This is a genomic window from Paenibacillus sp. JJ-100 (assembly GCF_948329825.1).
Lineage (GTDB): Bacteria > Bacillota > Bacilli > Paenibacillales > Paenibacillaceae > Paenibacillus.
This window is the reverse complement of the sequence record NZ_CAOJCM010000001.1, coordinates 963,194-983,447: the sequence shown is the minus strand read 5'-3', so window position 1 is coordinate 983,447 and position 20,254 is coordinate 963,194. Positions and strand designations below refer to the sequence as shown.

Here is a 20,254-nt window from a genome sequence, read left to right as displayed (position 1 = left end):
CAAACACATTTATTGTGATAAGAGATACTCTTAATTATCTTATGTTTGAATCTACTAATCGTTTGGACTTCTCTTGCTCTGCATCTTCATAGTTCCGTAACTTTTTCATAACCTCCTTCGTATTGTTTACGGGCCGACTATGCTCCGTCTCGGAGTATGTGCTAGATATTTCCGTTGAAATACACAAAAAGGACGAAGCAGAATTGAATTCTACCTCGTCCTTTACGTCTTAATTTTTAAGCTGATCTATGCGTCCTGACCTTAGGACTTTGAAAGCTCAATAAACCCTTCCCCGAATACGTCGCGTACATCATGAATAGTGATAAATGCAATCTCATCCTCTGTCCGCACGATTTTCTTGAGCATAGACACTTCTTGCTTGCTGATCACAATATATAAAATTTCTTTCTTATTTTTCGTATAGTATCCATGACCCGAGAGAACCGTTACTCCGCGATCCATCTTCTCAATAACTTGCTTCGCAATTTCATCCTGTTTGGAAGAAATAATCATCACTGCTTTTTTCGGGTTCAATCCCTCAATGATAAACTCCATCGTTTTCGTTCCAACAAACAGCAACACAATCGTACACATCAGTCCCTGTGGTCCAATGATGAAATAGGATGAGAACGCCACAATCAGATCAAAGAACAGCAAGCCATAGCTGATATTCCAGTCCAGATATTTGTTAGCTAGCCGGGCAAGAATGACTGTTCCCGCTGTAGTTCCACCCACTTTGACAATTAGACCTATCCCAAGACCTGCAAATACACCTGCAAAAATGGTGTTAACCCACAGCTCGTCTGAAGCAATGCTCCAGCTCTCCGTGAGATGAAGGAACAGCGAGTTAAAGATGACTGCAATGATCGTATACACTGTCGTCGTTTTATCAAGAAACTTATAGCCAATAATTAATAAAATACCATTCAGAATCAAGTTCATCAGTCCCGGAGACCATTGAAACACGTAATATAGAATGATCGTAATACCTGTCACGCCGCCCTCTGCGAGGTCGTTAGGAATAACAAACAAGTTCACCGCCAGTGCAAACAAGAACGCACCAGCCATAAGAAATAAAACATCCGTAATTCTTTTTTTCATTCAGCGCTCCACCCAATCTATCCAAAATTAACATAGATAATCTAATCTGATACATCCGTCATGCACACTCAAGGTTAGATTTTACCATGCTCTTCACAAATTTTGTATACATAATACAAATTGTTTATGATAAATCCAAAGAGAATGTACAATATCCTCTTCTTGAGGCTCTGCTTCCCTGCTTATGCTTATGTCAACATGACAAATGTCATGGTTCATCCTTGATATTTATCATTACAACAGGCTGACGTTTATGACTTACTGTCATGGGCATATTCTTTTACAATGATAAAAACGCTTCCCAAAAAAGGATCACCGGGATCGTAAAGGTACAGCCGGTCATGGTTGTACGCATGAAGGAGGAACATGCATGAGTAGAAGCAAAGAAATGGCGCTAAAAAAAGAAGTCACACCTTTTGAAAAAAATGATCTCAAACTTAGTATCCGTCAATTAATTAATACATTACTCCCTCTCTTTCTATTATGGGCAGCTGCATACTACAGCTTATCAATCTCCTACTGGCTCACGTTTCCCATCGCACTAGTCGCATCGGGATTCGTCCTGCGAACGTTTATTATTTTTCATGACTGTTGTCATGGCTCATTCTTCAAAAGCAAACGGGCCAACGATATCCTAGGCACCATCACGGGGGTATTAACCCTGACTCCGTACCAACAATGGAAAGCTGAGCACTCGATCCATCATGCGACAAGCAGCAATCTGGACAAACGCGGTGTAGGTGACATTTGGGTTATGACCGTAGATGAATATAAGGCTGCTACTCCTTGGATGCGTCTCTTCTATCGCGTATATCGCAACCCGGTGATCATGTTTGGCATCGGACCAATCTATGTATTTTTGCTCGCCTACCGTTTTAATCGCAAGGCTGCAAGACGCAAGGAACGATTGAACACTCATTTAACAACCGTTTTGATCATCGCTCTATACAGCTTGATGTGCTGGCTCATTGGATGGCAGGCCTTTGTCATGGTGCAAGCACCCGTATTTTTCTTCTCCGGTTTCTTCGGCATCTGGCTGTTCTACGTACAGCATCAATTCGAAGAAACGTATTTCGAACACGAAGACGAATGGAGCTATGTAAAAGCGGCTGTAGAAGGAAGTTCCTATTACAAATTACCAAAGCTGCTTCAATGGATTAGCGGAAACATTGGGTTCCATCATGTGCATCACCTGAGTCCGCGTGTACCGAACTACTATCTGGAAGAGGCACATAACGCAACGCCGCCTTTGCAGAAGGCTACCACCATAACACTACGTTCCAGTCTGGTTGCACTGCGCTTCCGTCTGTGGGATGAAAAAAGCAAACAATTTATCAGTTTCAGAGAACTGAAGCAATCTTCCCGCAAAAACTACGTTCCGAATTCTATTCGGGTAACCAATCAAGCGAGTCTGACAGAGAAGCCTTAACTCTGTCAGGTTCGTTTTCTTGTATTCAGACGTCAGTCGTGCTACAGTCAGGCTAAAGTTGAGTAACACCTTTTCAAGGGGGAGAATGATATTCAGAAGTGGTCGCAACTCTTTTATAAAAATACTGGCTTGAATCCGTATGTATGGCTCGTCTTTTTCATCCTGCCCTTCTACTACATCTCTCAGTATTCGCAATTGTGGACAATGGTGACTGGTATTATCATCATTCTTGTATTTTTCGTCTGTTATTTACTCGCCTTCATCACCAAGGGCTGGCAGGTCTACATGTGGATCGGACTGCTGATCGCGATCTCCATCACGATGACGATTGCATACGATTATGCCTACTTCTCGTTGTTTCTCGCTTTTTTTATAGGTAATATTAAAAATAAAGCCGGATTTTTTACCCTTTACTCGGTAAATCTCGGCGCAAGCTTCCTGACGGTCAATTATGGATTTATCAATCAAAGCTCGCTCCTGCTTAGTCAGTTTCCATTCGTCTTTATCACGCTGATGGCCTCGATCCTTCTTCCAATCAGCACATACAATAAAAACAAGCGTGAACAGCTTGAGGGTGAGCTCGAAAGTGCCAACAAAAGACTTGACGAGCTTGTGAAAATGGAAGAACGGCAACGGATTGCACGTGATTTGCACGATACCCTTGGACAAAAGCTCTCACTGATTGGTCTCAAAACCGATCTAGCCAAACGCTTGCTCCGTAAAAATCCTGATCAAGCGATCGTTGAATTGAATGAGCTGAGACAGACGGCAAGCACCGCCTTGAAGGAAGTTCGGGAGATGGTCACGACGATGCGAGGAACGCAACTGGTCGACGAACTGTTTCGTGCGGAGCAGATTTTGAAAGCTGCTTCAATCGAATTTATTTTAAACGGCAACCCGAAGCTGCAAGACACATCGCAATTGAATGAAAATGTGCTGGGGATGTGTTTGAAGGAAGCGGTGACCAATGTGGTTAAACATAGTCAGGCAACCCAATGTACGGTTAGCATTGAGGAGACACCTTCGCATAATGTTTTAACCGTATATGATAATGGAACGGGGATTGAACAAACGCGTAAGCAGAATGAGCGCGGAACCGGCATCCTTGGTATGAAAGAACGACTGGAGTTCGTGAACGGATGCATAGATATTCAGACAGGTATGGGAAAGATAGGCACTGCCATAGTCATCCACATCCCTAAGATGGTACGCAAACCGATGAAGGAGGCTGAAGAATGATCAGAATTGTCATAGCTGAAGATCAGCGGATGATGTTAGGGGCATTATCTTCTCTGCTCAATCTGGAGGAGGATATGGAGGTTGTTGGACAAGCGAGCAATGGCCAGGAAGCCATTGCATTGGTAAAGCAACTAACACCTGATATTTGTTTAATGGATATCGAGATGCCTGTGAAAAGCGGGCTTGAAGCTGCCGAAGAACTGAAAGGCATGAATTGCAAAGTCATCATCCTCACAACATTCGCCAGAACTGGTTACTTTGAACGTGCGCTCAAAGGCGGAGTGCGTGGGTATCTGCTTAAAGACAGCCCCATTGAAGAGCTCGCCGAAACTATTCGACAGGTGATGAATGGAAGACGCATCTTTGCTCCTGATCTGGTGGATGAAGCTTATGTCGAGGAAAACCCGTTAACCGAACGAGAACACGCTGTACTCGGCCTTATGGCAGACGGGAAGAATACGAAGGAAATTGCCGGACATTTGTTCATCACGACCGGAACGGTTCGGAATTACATTTCGATTATTCTTAATAAATTGAATGCAAGTAATCGCATCGAAGCGATCACCCGCTCCAAAGAAAAAGGTTGGTTCAAGTGAAAGAGCCGATAACAGAAGGTATAGCCAAAACAGCGAACCTCATCTCTGATCGATGTACAACAATGAAAAAGCTTCGCTCAAGAGCTTTACCTCTGAGTGAAGCTTTTTTGCTTGCTATATTTGCTAAAGGCAAACCGCCGATCACTGTCCTATCATGAACACTCAGCAGATGATTCATCATTTTACCGATACGACCATACGGAGTGCGTCCAGCGGTATATGATCTGTTTTCAACTGATGAATTCGTTCGCCGTCCTGCCAGGAAATTGTCACACGAACCTGATCTCCCCCGTTTGTATACTGCACATGGACCAATCCTTTATCTTTAGGAGCAGGTAACCTATGTGACTCCAGATACTTAACCATTTTCTTCGCAATTCCAGGATTGTTCATCTGATCCTCAGAACGAGAACGAATCTGTAGTGTCCATCGGCCCTCCTGCCACGTCAGGTACTGACTTCCAGCAGCACCTTCCGCCAACCCTTTAATTCCATAGCCTAGTTCAACGCTCATATCTTTCGGTATATTTTGCAGATCCGTCTCGGGAAAGATATCCGTTGAATTTGGATCAGCATCGGTTTTGACTTCATAGCTGGCTAGCCAAGAGTTTTCACCGTCTGACTTTTTGAGTGATGGGTCATTTAAAGATACGGGCTGATCTGTCGAGTAGAAATTTACATACAAAGCATCCGAAGTGTTTTTAGTGATTACTGCACCTAAATATCGATCTTTAGCTAACGGAAAAGATGATGGCAGAACCACATTTTTCATCTTTACCTCCGTGCGAATCGCCTTCATAACTTCATTCTTATTGGATAACCTCGGATGTGAATCATCACCTGTTGATGAATCTGACGCTGCTCCATCTTTAGACATCGTACTTGAGGAGGGTTGATCTCCAGGCGATATTGATGTTGTGTTCCCCGTCATTGACTGATTGGATTGTGATTGCGACTGTGTTTCCCCGCATCCACTTAAAGTGAGCAGAATTGTGAGTGAGATTGCCATCCAGATCGTTTGTCTTCTCATGATGTGCACCTCCTCAAGATTAAACTAGACTAGTTTTTTGACTCAATCTTAACGTTTGTCCTTCCAAAAATTCACAGGTTGTACGTTCTTATTCAAAATTTTGAACTGATACCCTTCTGCCTTCAACGTTTTCAATACTCGCGGCAATACTTTCAATGTGGCTTCTTGGTCGTGCATTAGCACAACTGGAGTCACACCCTTATTTTTCACCTTGTGAACTTGAGACATTACATTATCGTATACTTTCTGGTGATCTTTCTTGTATTTCCAGTCTAATGAATCGACATTCCAATCCCACAGATGAAACCCTCCCTGACCGAGCAACACATCACGATAAGCCGGTTTGAGATAAGGCTTGCTACCATATGGTGTACGTACAAGACTCGTTTTAACACCAGCAACTTTATTTAAACTTTCATTCGCTTGCTTCATCTCTTTTAGTCCACTGTATGCCGAATTGTAAAATTGGTTTGGTACATGGGTTACTCCATGCAATCCGAGCCCATGCCCTTCGTTCACGATCCGCTTCGTGGATTGCTGATATTGTTCCATATGAGGCCCCAGCATGAAAAAAGTAGCTTTAACGTTGTATTGATCCAAAATATCAAGGAGCTGACCTGTATGTGCTGTGGGACCATCATCAAATGTTAAATATATTATTTTTGTATTCGTCTTGCTTGTTTGTTTTTCGATAGATGATGCGGAAGCCAAATTAGACTGAGGCATGAATAATAATGGAGATAAAAGTAAAATAGCAAGTGCGGTGATGAATGATTTACGAATATGCGGCATAATAACTGTCTCCCTTACGTGTGTGTTTTTCCCCGGGTGTGTAAAGCAATTTTACGCGTATCCCTTGGCGATTAAGTTTAATAGTATCAGAGACACCACCTGATATTCTCGCTTCAAAGGCTACGGTAGAGTTACACTTTTGTCAGATAAACTATGATTGAAAGTGATTTTGATAGATTTGATTTCTGACATACGCCCGTTAGAATAGATCAAAGTTGACATATACTTATTACCCGATCTTCACGTTTTGATAGACATCTATTCATATTTACTCCGATTTCCCACAGCAAAAAAGCTTGCACATGTGCAAGCTTCTTTTCCGTATATGTGCAAACCTTAGACTGGTCAGTTCGCAAAATAACGAATAACCCTACGTGCAGGTTAAGAACATTTTATACGGTATGTACTAATTCAGTGGCATTCTTCATGTCTAACTCGCAGCAAAAAACCTACATACACGTGCTGCCTACTTACTCCACTGGAGCCGTAAATGACCGTTTGCTGAACTCTGCGTCCAACATGTAGAAGGCGTTGCTATCATTTTCAATCCGGCGCAGCTTCTGAATGATGTTATCGAACAAAGCTTCCTCTTCGACCTGCTCATCGATAAACCATTTCAGGAAATACATTGTAGCGTGCTCACGCTCGTTCATCGCGATATCTGCCAGAGCATAGAATTTTTTCGTGTTTTGCTGCTCATGTGCATATCCATGTTCAAACACATCTAGCATGGAAGTGTATTCATTCTTCGGTTCAGGCATCGCAGCCAGTGTAGCACGATGTCCCCGGTCATTCAGGAATTTATAGATTTTCATACCATGGAAACGTTCTTCTTCAGCTTGTACAAGGAAGAAATTAGCGAAGCCGTCCAGACTTTTGCTGGAACAATACGCAGCCATTGCCATGTATACATGAGCGGAATAAAACTCAAAGTTCATCTGCTCGTTCAAAGACGCAGTTAATTCTTGGCTCATTGTAAGCACCTCTTTCTGTGGGAATAGTTCCATTTTAACATAATACGAAAGCGACTTGCACTCGATTTACTGCGTTCTATCTCAAGGTCTGAATATACGCACAGACAAAGAAAAGAAGTTCTGCCGTAACGGCAGAACTTCTTTCTTCATCTTCATAATAAGAGATGATTATACCACGAACGCTTTGGAGATGATCACCAACAAGATGAACAGAACCAAAATTGCGCCTACGGAAGTGAAACCACCGTAGCCATAACCTCTTGTTTCTCCACCTAATACTTCGCTCATTGACTGTACCTCCTCTGCAACAGGTATAGAGTATCTTATGCAGAGAACGAAACTTTGACAGGGCGAATGCCCTATTGTTCAAAAGTGGTTTACTTATTTTTGAATCAGTATCGTGGCGACTGTACCTGCATAATATCCATAAATGGCACTTTCGCCGTAATTTCTTCTTCCACATGCTCTACATGAACAAGTCTGGTGCGAGAATCCATTTTTACAATAATGCCCTGCACCTGCTCTTCTCTCCCCCAAACCGTCAGAAGAACTTCTGAACGTTCGTGAAAAGCTTCTACCAGCTGATTCCCCAGTTCCTCCAGCTCAAACTCATCCCGTGTAGGTCTTTTTGCGACTTTTGCTTTGGCCAATGCGGCTGCCTCCTCTACTTCATCGTCCCGATTCCACGGTAGTTTGCCGAGCGCATATTCAATTAGTATACCATTCATTTACGTTTGTGTAATGTCATTACACCTTTTTCAGCAAAATACGGTGACTCACTCCAAATTCCAAGCTTCTATTCCTCTCTCTCCTCGATCAGGATCCTGTATTCGTTCGATCTTGCTTCTCCTGACCGCTTATGTCCATTCCATTCATAGGTATAGATAGCCGTGAGATCCCCCCGCAATATTCCCGTTTGATCAGGAGCCAGCTGCACAAGGTACACTAGATCTTTTTCCGATTCTGCACCCAGCTCACCGATGTGGAGGTACCTTGGAGTTGAATACTCCGGAACATGTAACTGCATCTGACCAGAGTTTTGCCCTACCCATTTGGCTCCTGGAGGTAGAATATTCCCCAATTGTACGCGTGCAGGCAGTGAACCGACATTTGTGATTTTCACCTGGAAGGTTACTGTTCCACCTTGCTCGACACTGGCGGGAAAGACTTCCACATATACCTGAATTACAGGCGCACGGAGCTCTAGTACAGCTTCATTGGATACAAGTCTTCGCTGAACAGTACGTGAATCCGGCAAACGGAATGTGTACAACAATACTGCACGATTTACATAACTGCGTTGTGCGAAGCTCGCTCCCGCTGGACCACCCAACTCCCCTTCAACTTGAGCCTCAAATTGAATATGTAGCTCGGAGCGGGCGGTTAAAGTAGCCAAATCTACTCCTGTAGTAGGGTTTGTTCCCGGACGTTTGACTCCATTCCAGCTAAGACTGCCTTCAACAAAGAACAACCCTGAAGGAAGAGCATCCTGTAGTTTGGCATCCACTGCATAATTACTATGATTTGATATCGTTAGATGATACTGCACCCTCTCTCCGGGTGTCGTTACCGTTGCTGATACTTTTTTGACAATGGAGATCTGAGGTTCAACAATAATCAGTGTAACTTCGTTGGAATACACAACTTCTTGTCTGCCTGCACTCATATACTTCAGGACGGCTATACTTGATAGTTGATCTACCCCTGGCCCCCCGGTTACCTGTACCCGATATTGCACCCGAACAACATTTCCTGGTTCAATCTCTCCAAGTTCAATTCCAGTATCTGGTGTGACCTGTGGTGAGAACATATCGTTAATCGTTACGCTAGCCGGAATAAACAGAACACCTTGAGGAAACTTCACAGATAACACAGCAGCTGTCGCTGCGACAAAACCCGGATTGTTGACTACAACCGTGTACATCAGGATATCTCCAGCGAAAGTATGACTTCGATCAACTTGCAAGCTCACTTCAAGCTGTGACGTCTCGATCCGCACTTCTACAACGTTGGATTTCTCCGATCCGTTGACCCTTCTATCCTCTGTAGTCATAAATGTATAATTCACTTCTGCCTGATTCAGTAGCTTGAGATCAGAGGGTACCCGTACAATGACAACCTGAAAGTGATAGGTTAGCACTGCTCCCGGTGCAATTTCTGACGGTGGCAACCCCTGTTCTGGTGACACTCCTGGCAACGGGATACCATCCCGTAACACACTGTTAGGCAAAAGAGAAGTATCCGATGAGATCGGGTCCACCACACGGACAATTGCCGTGCGGTTTCCCGTATTAAGGATCTCAATCTGGTACGTTAAAAACTGTCCTAAAACTGCTGTTGTTTCACTACATCTTTTGTTTACTTTGATTCGAGGACCAACCCATGGCGTAACAACGGTGTTGGAATAAGCCACCTGTTCCAGTTCAGTCGTACCCGAGCTGAATCGAACCAGGGACTGATTCTTTAACCAGTGGGACAACGGTCCTGGAAGCTTACTCATATGGTCACAACCTCTACATTGAATGTCACCGTGGTAGAAGCTCCAGCGGCGATGGAACCTAGTGTGATTCCGGTATTCGGGTTACCCGTTGGTCTCGCGACCCCATTCACCACTACACTTCCCGGCACAAACACCGTTCCGGCTGGTACAGGGTCAACCATGACAACATTATTGACCGTTTCTATACCGCTGTTGGTCACAACCACCGTATACGTAATAACGTCACCCACCACTGCATCGATGGCACTTGTGCTCTTTACAACAACTACATTCGGAGCCGAGACAGGAATAATGAGTACGTTAGACAATACGGTTCCAGTTAAAACACGTCCATCCGGCGGACTGTATGAATAGTTCGCAATAGCCTGGTTACTCAATTGTTGATTCTGAGGCAGAGAATCCACCGTAACTCCTAAAGTAACGTTCACATTAACGGTTCCACCAGGAGGAATGACGCCTATAACAATACCCGCTTCAGGATTGGCTCCTGGCTGAGGTATACCATCAATGAGCACACTGTTCGGAAGCAGCACTACACCTGTAGGAATATCATCGACTAATGTCAGATTGGCAGCAAGGTTGCCGCTATTGTTGATGGAGAAGGAATAAACTAAATCATCACCTATCGTAACATTAGATGTATTGGCTGTTTTGGACACAGTAATAATCGGTTGGTAGATCGGAGTGACAATCGTATTGGAATACGCTGCACCAGAGAATACTCCGGAAGTAAAGCTGACAGAAGATTGACTGCTGACTTGTGGCGGCGTTGGTAAAGAGTTGACGCGAACCGCGTAGGATACTGCAATAGACTCTCCGGGTGCTAGTGTACCTAGCGCTATACCGAGTGCAGGATTCGCCGAAGCACGAGGTGTGCCATTAACCAGCACACTTCCAGTAACAAAACTAGTCGCTGGATCTATGGGGTCCGTCAGCACGATATTGTTTACCGGATCAATACCACTGTTCGTCACGACCATTTCATACACAATGGTGTCGCCTACGACTGCATCTGTCGATGTCGTTGTTTTCACGACAGTGACATTCGGTGCAGAGACCTGAATAATAAGTGAGTTAGATGTAAGACTTCCCCCGAGCGTTCTTCCATCGGGTAGTGTATAGGTATAAGTAGCAGATGCCTGATTCGTGATCGACTGGCTTACCGGTAGCGTTGTAATGACAATTGAGAATGTAACGATAGTCGTGGCAGATACCACGCCAAGGGAGATACCTGAAGCAGGATCAGCACCTGGTGCCGAAGCCCCGTTAATAATGACACTATTCGGTACAAACTCTGTACCTGCAGGGATGGTATCGGTCAGCGTTACCGTTGCACCATAATTTCCGCTATTCGTGACGGCAATACTGTAGATCACGGTGTCCCCTACCGTGGCTATCGCTTGATCCCCCGTTTTGACTGCAGTGAAAATAGGTTGAAATACCGGAGTTGTAACTGTGTTGGAGAAGGTAGTCGCCGAAAACGCTCCAGAAGTAAAGCTTACTGTAGATTGATTGTTCAATACAGCCGTTAACGGCAGACTGGTAACTCTCACACTAAACACAACCGTTACAGTGACTCCCGGTGCTATAGAGCCCAGCGTAATTCCTGTCGAAGGATTGGCATTGGGGCGCAGCACACCGTCCACAAAGACACCAGTTGGTGCAAGCACCGTACTTGCTGGAAGAGCATCCGTAAATATAACATTACTGACGTTAGCAATACCGTTGTTCGTGATTGCAATGCTGTATGTCACTATATCCCCAACAGAAGCGGCGGTAGAAGTTGTTGATTTGACAACATCAACGTCAGGGGCAGACACTGGTATCGTTAAAACATTCGAAAGTACCGATCTGGTGATAATTCTACCGTCTGGCAAGGTGAACGATAATGCAACGGAAGCCTGATTTACCAATTGTTGCGGGCTGGGAAGCGTCTCAACGACAACGGAAAAAGTAATCGTCGCTGTAGCTCCAGCTGCAACAGTCCCAGCAGGAATACCAGTTGTCGGACTTGCTGCTGGTAGGGGCTGCCCGCTCACGATTACACTGTTCGGCACAAGCACGGTACCTGCCGGCAAATTGTCAGTCAAGTTAATCTGTGCACCGAAATTACCTTGGTTGTTTACAGTGATGGTGTAACTAACGGTATCTCCTACAGTCGCATTTTGTGTACTGGCCGTCTTCTGTGCCGTTAATACTGGCTGAAACACTGGGGTTATGACTGTATTCGAGAACGTTGTACCCGAGAATGTGCCTGAGGTAAAGGTAATCGTTGAACGATTGCTCAGCTGATTGTTCGGAGGAATATCAGTAACATTCACGCTAAACGTAACGGTTGCGGTTCCGCCTGGCGCGAGAGTACCTAGCGGTATTCCACCTGATGGACTTGCAGCCGGTTGTGTAACACCGTTCACCGTTACACTGCCTGTAACAAAAGAAGCTCCGGATGGAATAGGGTCTGAGAACTGAACGCTGTTCACGGGTGCAATACCACTATTCGTCACCAATACGGAATAAACGACGGTGTCTCCAACCGTTGCTGCTGTAGATGTTGTACTTTTAACGACACTTACATTGGGTGATGACACAGGGAACGTAAGTGTGTTGGACGTTGCTGTTCCAGTCAGTGTTCGTCCATCAGGTGGTGTAAATGTATACGTCGATGATGCAAAATTACTAAGTTGCTGCGGAGATGGTAAAGAATCCACAACAACCGCAAACGTGATAATAGCCGTTGCACCCGCAGCTACATTACCTACGGGGATACCAGTGCCTGGATTAACACCTGGTTGAGGCAAACCTGAGACAACAACACTGTTTGGCACTAAAGTTGTAGCAGCCGGGATCGTATCTGTTACAGTAACATTCGCTTGAAGGTTGCCTGTATTGCTCACTGTTACGGTATAAACAACTGTATCGCCTACGGTTGCATTGATAGTGTTTGCCGTTTTGACAAGAGCAATCTGCGGCTGTATAACTGGGGTCTGCGTTGTATTAGAAGATGATGATCCCGAAAAAGAACCGGAAGTAAAGCTGACCGTCGACTGATTGTTGATCTGGGAAGGAATCGCCATAGTTATCCTCACCTCAAAAGTTACGGTAACTTCAGCTCCCGAGGCCAAAGTACCGATTGGAATGCCGGCGGTCGGATTGGAGAGCGGTGATGCAATGCCGTTCACCAGGACACTTCCGGGTATAAATGGGGTGTACGAAAGTAGTGGATCAATAAAAATGACATTATTGACAGCGGTTGTTCCATTATTTCGAATCAAAGAACTATAACGGATTACATCCCCCGATACCACGTAGTCCGCGTTAACACCTTTAACAATACTGACGTTGGGTAAGGAGACTGGAATGGAGACCGTATTCGAAGAAACAAAGCCTGCAATAACTCTTCCGCTCGGTAATGTGTAACTGTACGAGGCAACCGCTTGGTTGATCAACTGTCTTGGGTCTGGCAGGCTTGTGACCGTAGCAAGGAATGACACCGTTACGGTTGCTCCAGCAGCCAGTGTCCCGAGACTGATTCCAGAGTTGGGACTAACTCCTGGAGTCGGATTCCCGTTAATCAGAACGCTATTCGTAACAAATATGGCTCCGGCAGGTACCGGATCAGTCAAAGTAACCAGTGAAGCGATGTTGCCTGTATTTGTAATTTGAACATTATAAGTGAAAGTATCTCCGACGGTCAGACTCGACGTACTTGCCGATTTCAACACTTGAATGACCGGTTGATAGATAGGTGTTCTTACCGTCACTGATGAAGATACACCGTTAAAGCTACCTGAGGAAAAAGCGGCACTCGCCCTGTTGCTCACCACTCCGGATACGGGGACAGCAGTGACCCTCGTCTGATATGTCACCGTTACACTTGACGAACTATTCAAGGTTCCGATCGTAATCCCTGTAACGAGACTTGCATTTCGCTGCGCTGTTCCGTTAATCGTGACACTCCCTGCTATAAATTCTGAACCCGTTGATGGCGTATCCGAAAGCACGAGATTTTGCACAGCACTTGTTCCTGCGTTCGTGAGTACAACCGTATAAGTTAAAGCATCCCCGACGGTAGCATCCGGCGTATTTACCGTCTTAGATATACTGATATTCGGCGCTGAAGCTGGAATGCGCACTACATTCGAGAGTGCATTGCCCGACAGGTTCCGTCCACTTGGAAGCTGATACGTATACGTAGCCGTACCCTGGTTCTCCAGAACAGGGGGCGAAGGTAATGACACGAGTGACGCACGGAACACCACCGTTGCACTTCCAGAAGGAACAAGATTTCCAACGGTAATGCCGGTTAATGGGCTCGTTCCCGGTCTTGCTGTACCGTTAACTGTCACCGAATCGGGAACAAAGGTCAGTCCAGCAGGGATCGTATCTGTTACATTCACTTGCGCGGCAATATTTCCGGTATTGCTGACCACGAGTGTATAGGCAATCTGATCCCCCAGTGTTGCATTCGTTTGACTTGCTGATTTAACAATGTTGACTATAGGCTGATATACAGGAGTTGTTATTGAATTTGAATTCGAAATACCGGTAAATGCGCCTGAGCTGTACGAAACTGAAGCCCGGTTGACAAGTACCCCGCCTGCTGGCACGGATTGCACACTCACCTGAAAAGTCACCGTTGCTGATGCTGACGCATTTAATGTTCCCAGGGAGATTCCGCTGGCCGGGTTGGCCGATGGTACACTTGTACCCCGAACCGTCACACTTCCAGGCACAAAGCTCAGGCCCGTTGGAAGGTTATCTGACAGAATAGCATTGCTGATTGATTGAATGCCACCGTTGGTTGTAACCACGGAATAAGTGAAAGTCTCTCCCACTGCAACATCTGTAACCGTTGCTGTCTTAATAGCCGTAACATTGGGCAAAGTTACTGGAATGGTAAGTGCATTGGATGCTACCGATCCCGTGATGGTCCGTCCGTCTGGAGAGTTAAAGGAATACGTTGCAGTAGCTTGGTCAACCAATGTCGGCGGAGTCGGAAGACTGGTCACCAGTACCTGAAATGTAATCGTAGTCACACTTCCTGCAGCCAGTGTACCCAAACTCACACCTGCAGAAGGATTCGCTCCTGGAACGACTGTTCCATTGATACGAAAACTGCCAGCTACAAACGAACTGCCAGCCGGAATATTATCAGCAATGGTTACAGTTGCTCCTATATTTCCTCCGTTGGTCACCTGAAGCGTGTACGTTACTTGATCGCCCACCGTGGCATTGGTTGAATTAGCAGATTTCACAATGGAAAGATTCGGAGAATATACAGGAAGTGTTGCATTATTTGAAGGAACCACTCCACTAATGATGGAACCACCCGCTACACTTTGAAATGTAAAAGCTGCATTCGCGGAATTAACAAGTTGTAGAATACCTGTGTCGTTAGTGATTTGTGCACGATAAGTGACCACAACGCTGCTGTTCAGATTCAAAGAACCTAGCGGGATACCCGATGTTACATCTAATGTAGGTCTTGCCACTCCGCCAACCGTAATGCTGCCAGGAACAAATGTCAGACCTGTTGGCAAGGTATCCGTCAATACGACACTGGCTGCACTAGCCGACCCTCCATTCGTGATCGTGGCTGTATACGTGACAATATCCCCTGCGACAGCTCCCGTTGAAGTAAAAGACTTGGCCACGGTAATCCTTGGTGCATTAATGTCCACCTGTATAGCGTTGCCATTAACAATATACGCATCACCAGAAGTGGTTAGTGTTAATACCGCCGAGGACTGATTATTGATGAGCCGTGCAGACACATCCACATTCGTGATATCCCAGCCCTGACGTCCTCCGATAATATTCGTTCCGGGTGCTCCATTCGTCTGATTGCGGGTTCCGAAGGTACCTGTTGTATTCAGCGCACCGGTGTCGCCATTAATTTGTGACGCAAAAAAATTGGCTGCTAAATTGTTTGGCCCGGACAGTGCAACCGAGGTTGCAGAAGTTGCTCCAAACAAAGCCTGATCTCCAGTCCGATTCGCATCCCCCTCCTGTGCGCTGAATAGCGCTCTGCCACCCAATGCTCCAGATAGAGGGGTTGCAAAGCCAGTCAGCGTCGTAACTACAGGAGCTGAAGAGGCTTGAACCAGTACTCCTCCTGCACGTAATGACATGTTTCGAAAAGGCAGATTGCCATTTTGATAGATGACGCCTAATGTCCAGCCTGCATGGTTAGCTGTGGAATCATTCGTAATGACAATCGTTCCCACAACTCCACCAGTGACATATGTACCTGCTCCTCCATTTTGAACAAGGGTGGTGACATTAGCTGAGCGTACGTACCCGGCTGCATTGTTGCCAAGATCGAACTGATTGTATGTGACTGGGTCTGGCGTAACACTGAACGTACCCGCGGGAGTAGTGAATGTAACCGGATTGTTTATCGATGCGCTGAGGTTGACCGTTCCATTAATATAACTTCCGCCCCAGATCAACTCCGCATAAAGAACCGTACTCCCTGCTGGTAGAACCAAAATTGCCGCTGAACTATTGCTCTGGTATAGACTGGTTGTACCTGGTGGATACGTCCCATAAGTTGATGCTGTATTAATGGTTGTAAATCCGCCGATACTGTCCTGTGTTCCAGGTACTCCAGCTGTATCAGAACGGCTTAATCCAAGTGTATTGCCTGTAAACGTAATTGCACCTGTAGCGTTAACGGTTGAACGCACGACAAGAGGAATGGATTTCACCTCCCCTTCAGCAAAAATAATAATTCTGCAACAGTGCCTGTTATGAGTCTATGACGCAAGACAAGAGAATTTGTATGTCCTCTTTCAATAATTTAAAACACAATATGGAATTTAATGTTAGTTACATCGTTGTGCTTATCATTTAATCACTTGCGTTTTGCCGATTGTATCTTATAATCTACTTATACGAGAGAAGTCTGTCGTTTCATTTTGATGCAGTCAGCGGTGATATATGAATAGTCCATCAGAACATAGTAGCCACATTCCACGTGAATATATGATGAAGCATTCCAAGTGGATCCGTAAAATGCTTCTTGCTTATTCGGTAGTTGTTGCTGTACATTTTTTTATTCAAATTGGTTGTTATCTTTTTCTAAATTATGATCGTACTCCCCTGGATTTCATCGTAAACGTCCTGTTTTGGCCAACGGCTATAGCTGTTTTTTGTATTTTACTCACCAGTTATGTGGATCGAAAATTTCCTACTTGTTCGTTCTATACGATGTCCATAACCAGTACAGTGATTGCCTGGAGCATGATCCATGTCAATTATGACATACGGATTATGCCAGCCATATGTCTGTTACCGATTTTTGCCTCTGTGCTGTTTTTTAACAGCAGGCGTGTATGGTTCATTAGCATTTTACAATTGGCAGGTTATGGTCTTCTTCTCATTGATCCGGCTTATCGCACATACCTTAGCACGTTTGACATGATATCTATTCCATTCTTCCTGATCCTGGCAACCTATGTCGCCCAGATTATTGTGACCAGTGGTGTCGAAGTGCTGGACGACCTGCAAGCCAGCATGATCGCGAAGAAGGAATTGATTGTGAGAAATGCTATTATGGCGAAACAGTCCAAAACAGATGGTTTAACGAACCTCTATAACCAGAGCTCGTTTAAAGACTTTTATGAGAATGCATTCGAGTATGCCAATCTTGGGATGAGTCTGCATTTGGCCTTAATTGACATTGATGATTTTAAATATATCAATGATACGTATGGTCACCGTGTGGGTGATATCATTTTGGAGAAAGTATCTCTTGTTATTCAGGAGAATATTACGGCAAGTGATATTGCTGCGCGGTATGGTGGCGAGGAATTCGCTTTGTTAATGTTTGAACAATCTTCCGAACAAACGTATGATCTGGTAGAGCTTATTCGCCAAAAGATTTCATTGATGCGTCATCTTGAACTTGGGGGCGCTTCGATTACAGTAAGCATTGGTTTAAGAAGCTACAGCAGAGATCTGAGCAAAGACAAATTATTTGAAGAAGTGGATGCCTGCTTGTATACCGCCAAACGTACGGGTAAAAATAAAACCGTTACCTCGATCAGCCCTGCTTAAATCAGGCGCAGGTAATACAAAAAAGTTGTGTGTACACCGATCATTCGGAGTACTACACAACTTTTTTACTTTCATGACGATGTAACTTTGGTTACATCTCACACTCCGTTCTCTGCCATTTCCCAGCGGTGTTGAAATTGCTCCAATCTAGGATGCATATCTACGGAATGACCATCAATGATGAGCCGTAGCTCCTTAATCCAATCCGTAAAAGAGTCAAAAGAGGCAAATAGATTAGCCATCTCAGAGGTCATATAAAGAAAAAGAGGCGCCGGGTATTCAGCTTGAATATGTCGCAGCGCTGTATCGATCGGGGTATATTTTTTCCTTTTCCCTTCCAAACCCTCTACTCGTACGGTTGATGAGGCATGATCACGCCGCCATGCATGAAGGCGATCTTCCCTCTTGTAATAAGACTGCACTGCATCTCGGCTCATTCGCCTCACTGTGCTCTCATGTAGAGGGTAAAGCACCAGCTGTTTAAAGCCTCTTGCATCCATCATCGAAGCTGCACGTTCAAGCTGTTCGTCCGTCACATGTTCAAACGAGTCATAGAAGATCAATGTTCCCTTGCGACTAGGCACAGGAGGTTCATAGCCAAAGGGTACATTAGTGTATTTTCCAGACATTCTCCCCCTCCTCCCTTAAGTCATATACTCTACCGAAATTGAATATCATCACGCATTAATCATGGAACTATTATATGCTAAAGTGCCTCATCTAAATCGGAATAAAAGGTTACTCTATTTTTGCCAGCACGTTTGGAACGATATAATGCCTCATCTGCCATTCGTATGATATCACTTGGATTGTCGCTGTTTGTTGGATATTCAGCCCCGCCAATACTGCATCCAATATGAACCCGCTCGTAATCAATAATAAACGGTTTATTTATACTTTGAATAATGTCATTCGCGTACTGGGTCGCTTCTAGCCGCGGCTGATCTCCAACAGAGCGAAGAACAATTAGAAACTCGTCTCCTCCTAGTCGTACCGTTATACCTTTCTCATGGCTAAGCACATTAAGACGTTGAGCAACCTTTTGGAGTAATACATCCCCGGTCTGGTGTCCTAGCGTATCATTCACACTTTTGAAGCCGTCCAAATCCAGATAAAGGAAGGTTAGCGTATGGTCCTCGCTTTCCATTTGCAATGTTTCCTCAAGGTAGATCTCAAGCGCTGTACGATTCCTTAATCCGGTCAGTTGGTCATAGTGTGCCAGATTCTGCATCACAACCAGTTCAGAATCTTTATCCGTTATGGAAGATACCATATTACGAAGTGACCGTGACAATGCTTCAATCTCTTTAACCCCTTTGTTCTCAGGGATGTTGACATTCTCACCCGCGCCGAGACGGTCCGCAACTCTGGTTAACCGAACTAAAGGTGACGTGATCATTCTGGATAGAAGCCAGCCAATCAAGGCAAAAAGTAGTGTAACAGCAAGGCCAGCATAGATGTTAAACCACATTAAATCAACTACAGATGCAAAAGCCGTTGATTTGACTTGTCGGATAACGACCTTCCATCCAAGCCCGGGATAATCTTCATAGCCCTGACTATAAGCAAGACCCGTAACGTAATCCTTGCCATCTGGCCATCTTTCACTGGACCAACCGCTACTCCTATGGCCTCCATCTTTGGTAATCCCTTCTAGTGGGAGTTGCTTGCCCAGCCATTCTTTGGGACCGAGCAAGACGGTGTGTTCTTTTTGACTGACGATAAAAAATTCAAGATCTTTCTCCTCCTGCTTCAACGGGCCAAGTACAGAATCCTCCACTTCTTTCGCCCATGCCCAGCTAAGGTGTGCAGCTAGTACACCTCGAGTCTGACCCAGGCTATCTTTGAGCGGGAAGCTGATATCTACAAATTGTAATGGCTCTCCAGAAGGATTCGGCAGTAATTTGGCAAGTAGGACTGCGTTATGTACATCTCCAATAAACTTACCCTTGATCCCCTCTTGAAATACAGGTCGTTCCGATAAATCGTTTCCCAAAAGAATTCCGTCTGTTGCCGCTAATACTTTCCCTTCCGGATCCATGAATCCTACCCAGGAAAATGAGGGAAAGCTATTTTGCAATTGATCCAGCAATATTTGGATATGAGCAGGGTTATAGTTATCATCCATTGAGGCCATACTTCCCAAAAGGTTCATTTCTCCCGAACGAGAGTACATGAACCAATCCAACTTGTCTGCTGCCTGCACAGCTGTGGATTCCAGGGATTGACCAATCTCACTTTCTACAACTTTAGATGATTTTTGGCTGAAAATAGCTCCAATTGTCAATATTACTAGTAAAGATATTAGAGCAAAGATGACGGTAAGCACCGTCCTTATTTTAAATGACATGGTCGCCTCCTGCGAATCGAAATTTCGGTTGTAAATATTAATAATCCTATTGTAAATAAAAGGATATTAATATTTATTCATTATTTTTGAATCTATATCGGGTTTCATCCGTATATAGTTTATATGTGCCTATACAAAATGGATCGAACATAACACCGAGTTTCTTCTATTCAAAGAATTGTT

At 44.8% G+C, this 20,254-nt stretch carries 14 protein-coding genes; 4 read left to right on the top strand and 10 right to left on the bottom strand.

Annotated elements, in window-relative coordinates; translation table 11 throughout:
• Positions 1-261: 261 nt before the first annotated feature.
• Positions 262-1,101 carry a YitT family protein gene (locus PQG66_RS04775; protein WP_272035662.1) on the bottom strand — a complete coding sequence of 280 codons (840 nt, stop codon included), beginning with the start codon at positions 1,099-1,101 and terminating at the stop codon, positions 262-264.
• A 370-nt stretch (positions 1,102-1,471) separates the two neighbouring features.
• On the opposite strand from PQG66_RS04775, the gene PQG66_RS04770 reads away from it, so the two are divergent.
• The 3 genes from PQG66_RS04770 to PQG66_RS04760 all read left to right on the top strand — a co-directional run bounded on the left by PQG66_RS04770 (position 1,472) and on the right by PQG66_RS04760 (position 4,365).
• Complete coding sequence (locus PQG66_RS04770) at positions 1,472-2,530, top strand: fatty acid desaturase (protein WP_272035660.1); 1,059 nt, start codon at positions 1,472-1,474, stop codon at positions 2,528-2,530.
• 90 nt (positions 2,531-2,620) lie between these two features.
• Positions 2,621-3,769 (top strand): sensor histidine kinase, encoded by a 1,149-nt coding sequence (locus PQG66_RS04765; protein ID WP_272036479.1) that lies wholly within the window; start codon positions 2,621-2,623, stop codon positions 3,767-3,769.
• Positions 3,766-4,365, top strand: coding sequence for a response regulator transcription factor (locus PQG66_RS04760; protein WP_272035658.1), 600 nt, complete (start codon positions 3,766-3,768; stop codon positions 4,363-4,365). The genes PQG66_RS04765 and PQG66_RS04760 overlap by 4 nt, the downstream gene beginning before the upstream one ends.
• Before the next feature lie 177 nt (positions 4,366-4,542).
• Here PQG66_RS04760 and PQG66_RS04755 read toward each other — a convergent pair whose 3' ends face one another.
• The 7 genes from PQG66_RS04755 to PQG66_RS04725 all read right to left on the bottom strand — a co-directional run bounded on the left by PQG66_RS04755 (position 4,543) and on the right by PQG66_RS04725 (position 16,370).
• Positions 4,543-5,394, bottom strand: a complete 852-nt coding sequence (locus PQG66_RS04755) for a hypothetical protein (RefSeq protein ID WP_272035656.1) — start codon at positions 5,392-5,394, stop codon at positions 4,543-4,545.
• Positions 5,395-5,442: 48 nt separating this feature from the next.
• A complete protein-coding gene (locus PQG66_RS04750) occupies positions 5,443-6,186 on the bottom strand; it encodes a polysaccharide deacetylase family protein (protein WP_272035654.1) in 744 nt (247 codons plus the stop codon).
• Positions 6,187-6,656: 470 nt separating this feature from the next.
• A complete protein-coding gene (locus PQG66_RS04745; RefSeq protein WP_272035652.1) occupies positions 6,657-7,160 on the bottom strand; it encodes a ferritin in 504 nt (167 codons plus the stop codon).
• A 168-nt stretch (positions 7,161-7,328) separates the two neighbouring features.
• Positions 7,329-7,448, bottom strand: coding sequence for a YjcZ family sporulation protein (locus tag PQG66_RS04740; RefSeq protein ID WP_272035649.1), 120 nt, complete (start codon positions 7,446-7,448; stop codon positions 7,329-7,331).
• Between the two features lie 104 nt (positions 7,449-7,552).
• On the bottom strand, positions 7,553-7,810 hold the full coding sequence (locus tag PQG66_RS04735; protein ID WP_272036477.1) for a YolD-like family protein: 258 nt from the start codon (positions 7,808-7,810) through the stop codon (positions 7,553-7,555).
• Positions 7,811-7,956: 146 nt separating this feature from the next.
• Positions 7,957-9,660 carry a DUF11 domain-containing protein gene (locus tag PQG66_RS04730; RefSeq protein WP_272035647.1) on the bottom strand — a complete coding sequence of 568 codons (1,704 nt, stop codon included), beginning with the start codon at positions 9,658-9,660 and terminating at the stop codon, positions 7,957-7,959.
• Entirely contained in the window at positions 9,657-16,370 is a 6,714-nt protein-coding gene (locus PQG66_RS04725) for a DUF7507 domain-containing protein (protein WP_272035646.1), read from the bottom strand. The genes PQG66_RS04730 and PQG66_RS04725 overlap by 4 nt, the downstream gene beginning before the upstream one ends.
• 502 nt (positions 16,371-16,872) lie before the next feature.
• Between PQG66_RS04725 and PQG66_RS04720 the strand changes: the two genes are divergently transcribed.
• Entirely contained in the window at positions 16,873-17,721 is an 849-nt protein-coding gene (locus tag PQG66_RS04720; RefSeq protein WP_334220753.1) for a GGDEF domain-containing protein, read from the top strand.
• A 98-nt stretch (positions 17,722-17,819) separates the two neighbouring features.
• On the opposite strand, the gene PQG66_RS04715 is transcribed toward PQG66_RS04720, so the two are convergent.
• Positions 17,820-18,350 (bottom strand): hypothetical protein, encoded by a 531-nt coding sequence (locus PQG66_RS04715; protein WP_272035644.1) that lies wholly within the window; start codon positions 18,348-18,350, stop codon positions 17,820-17,822.
• 77 nt (positions 18,351-18,427) lie between these two features.
• Positions 18,428-20,071: a sensor domain-containing diguanylate cyclase gene (locus PQG66_RS04710; RefSeq protein ID WP_272035642.1), complete on the bottom strand. Its 1,644-nt coding sequence runs from the start codon at positions 20,069-20,071 to the stop codon at positions 18,428-18,430.
• Positions 20,072-20,254 lie beyond the last annotated feature (183 nt).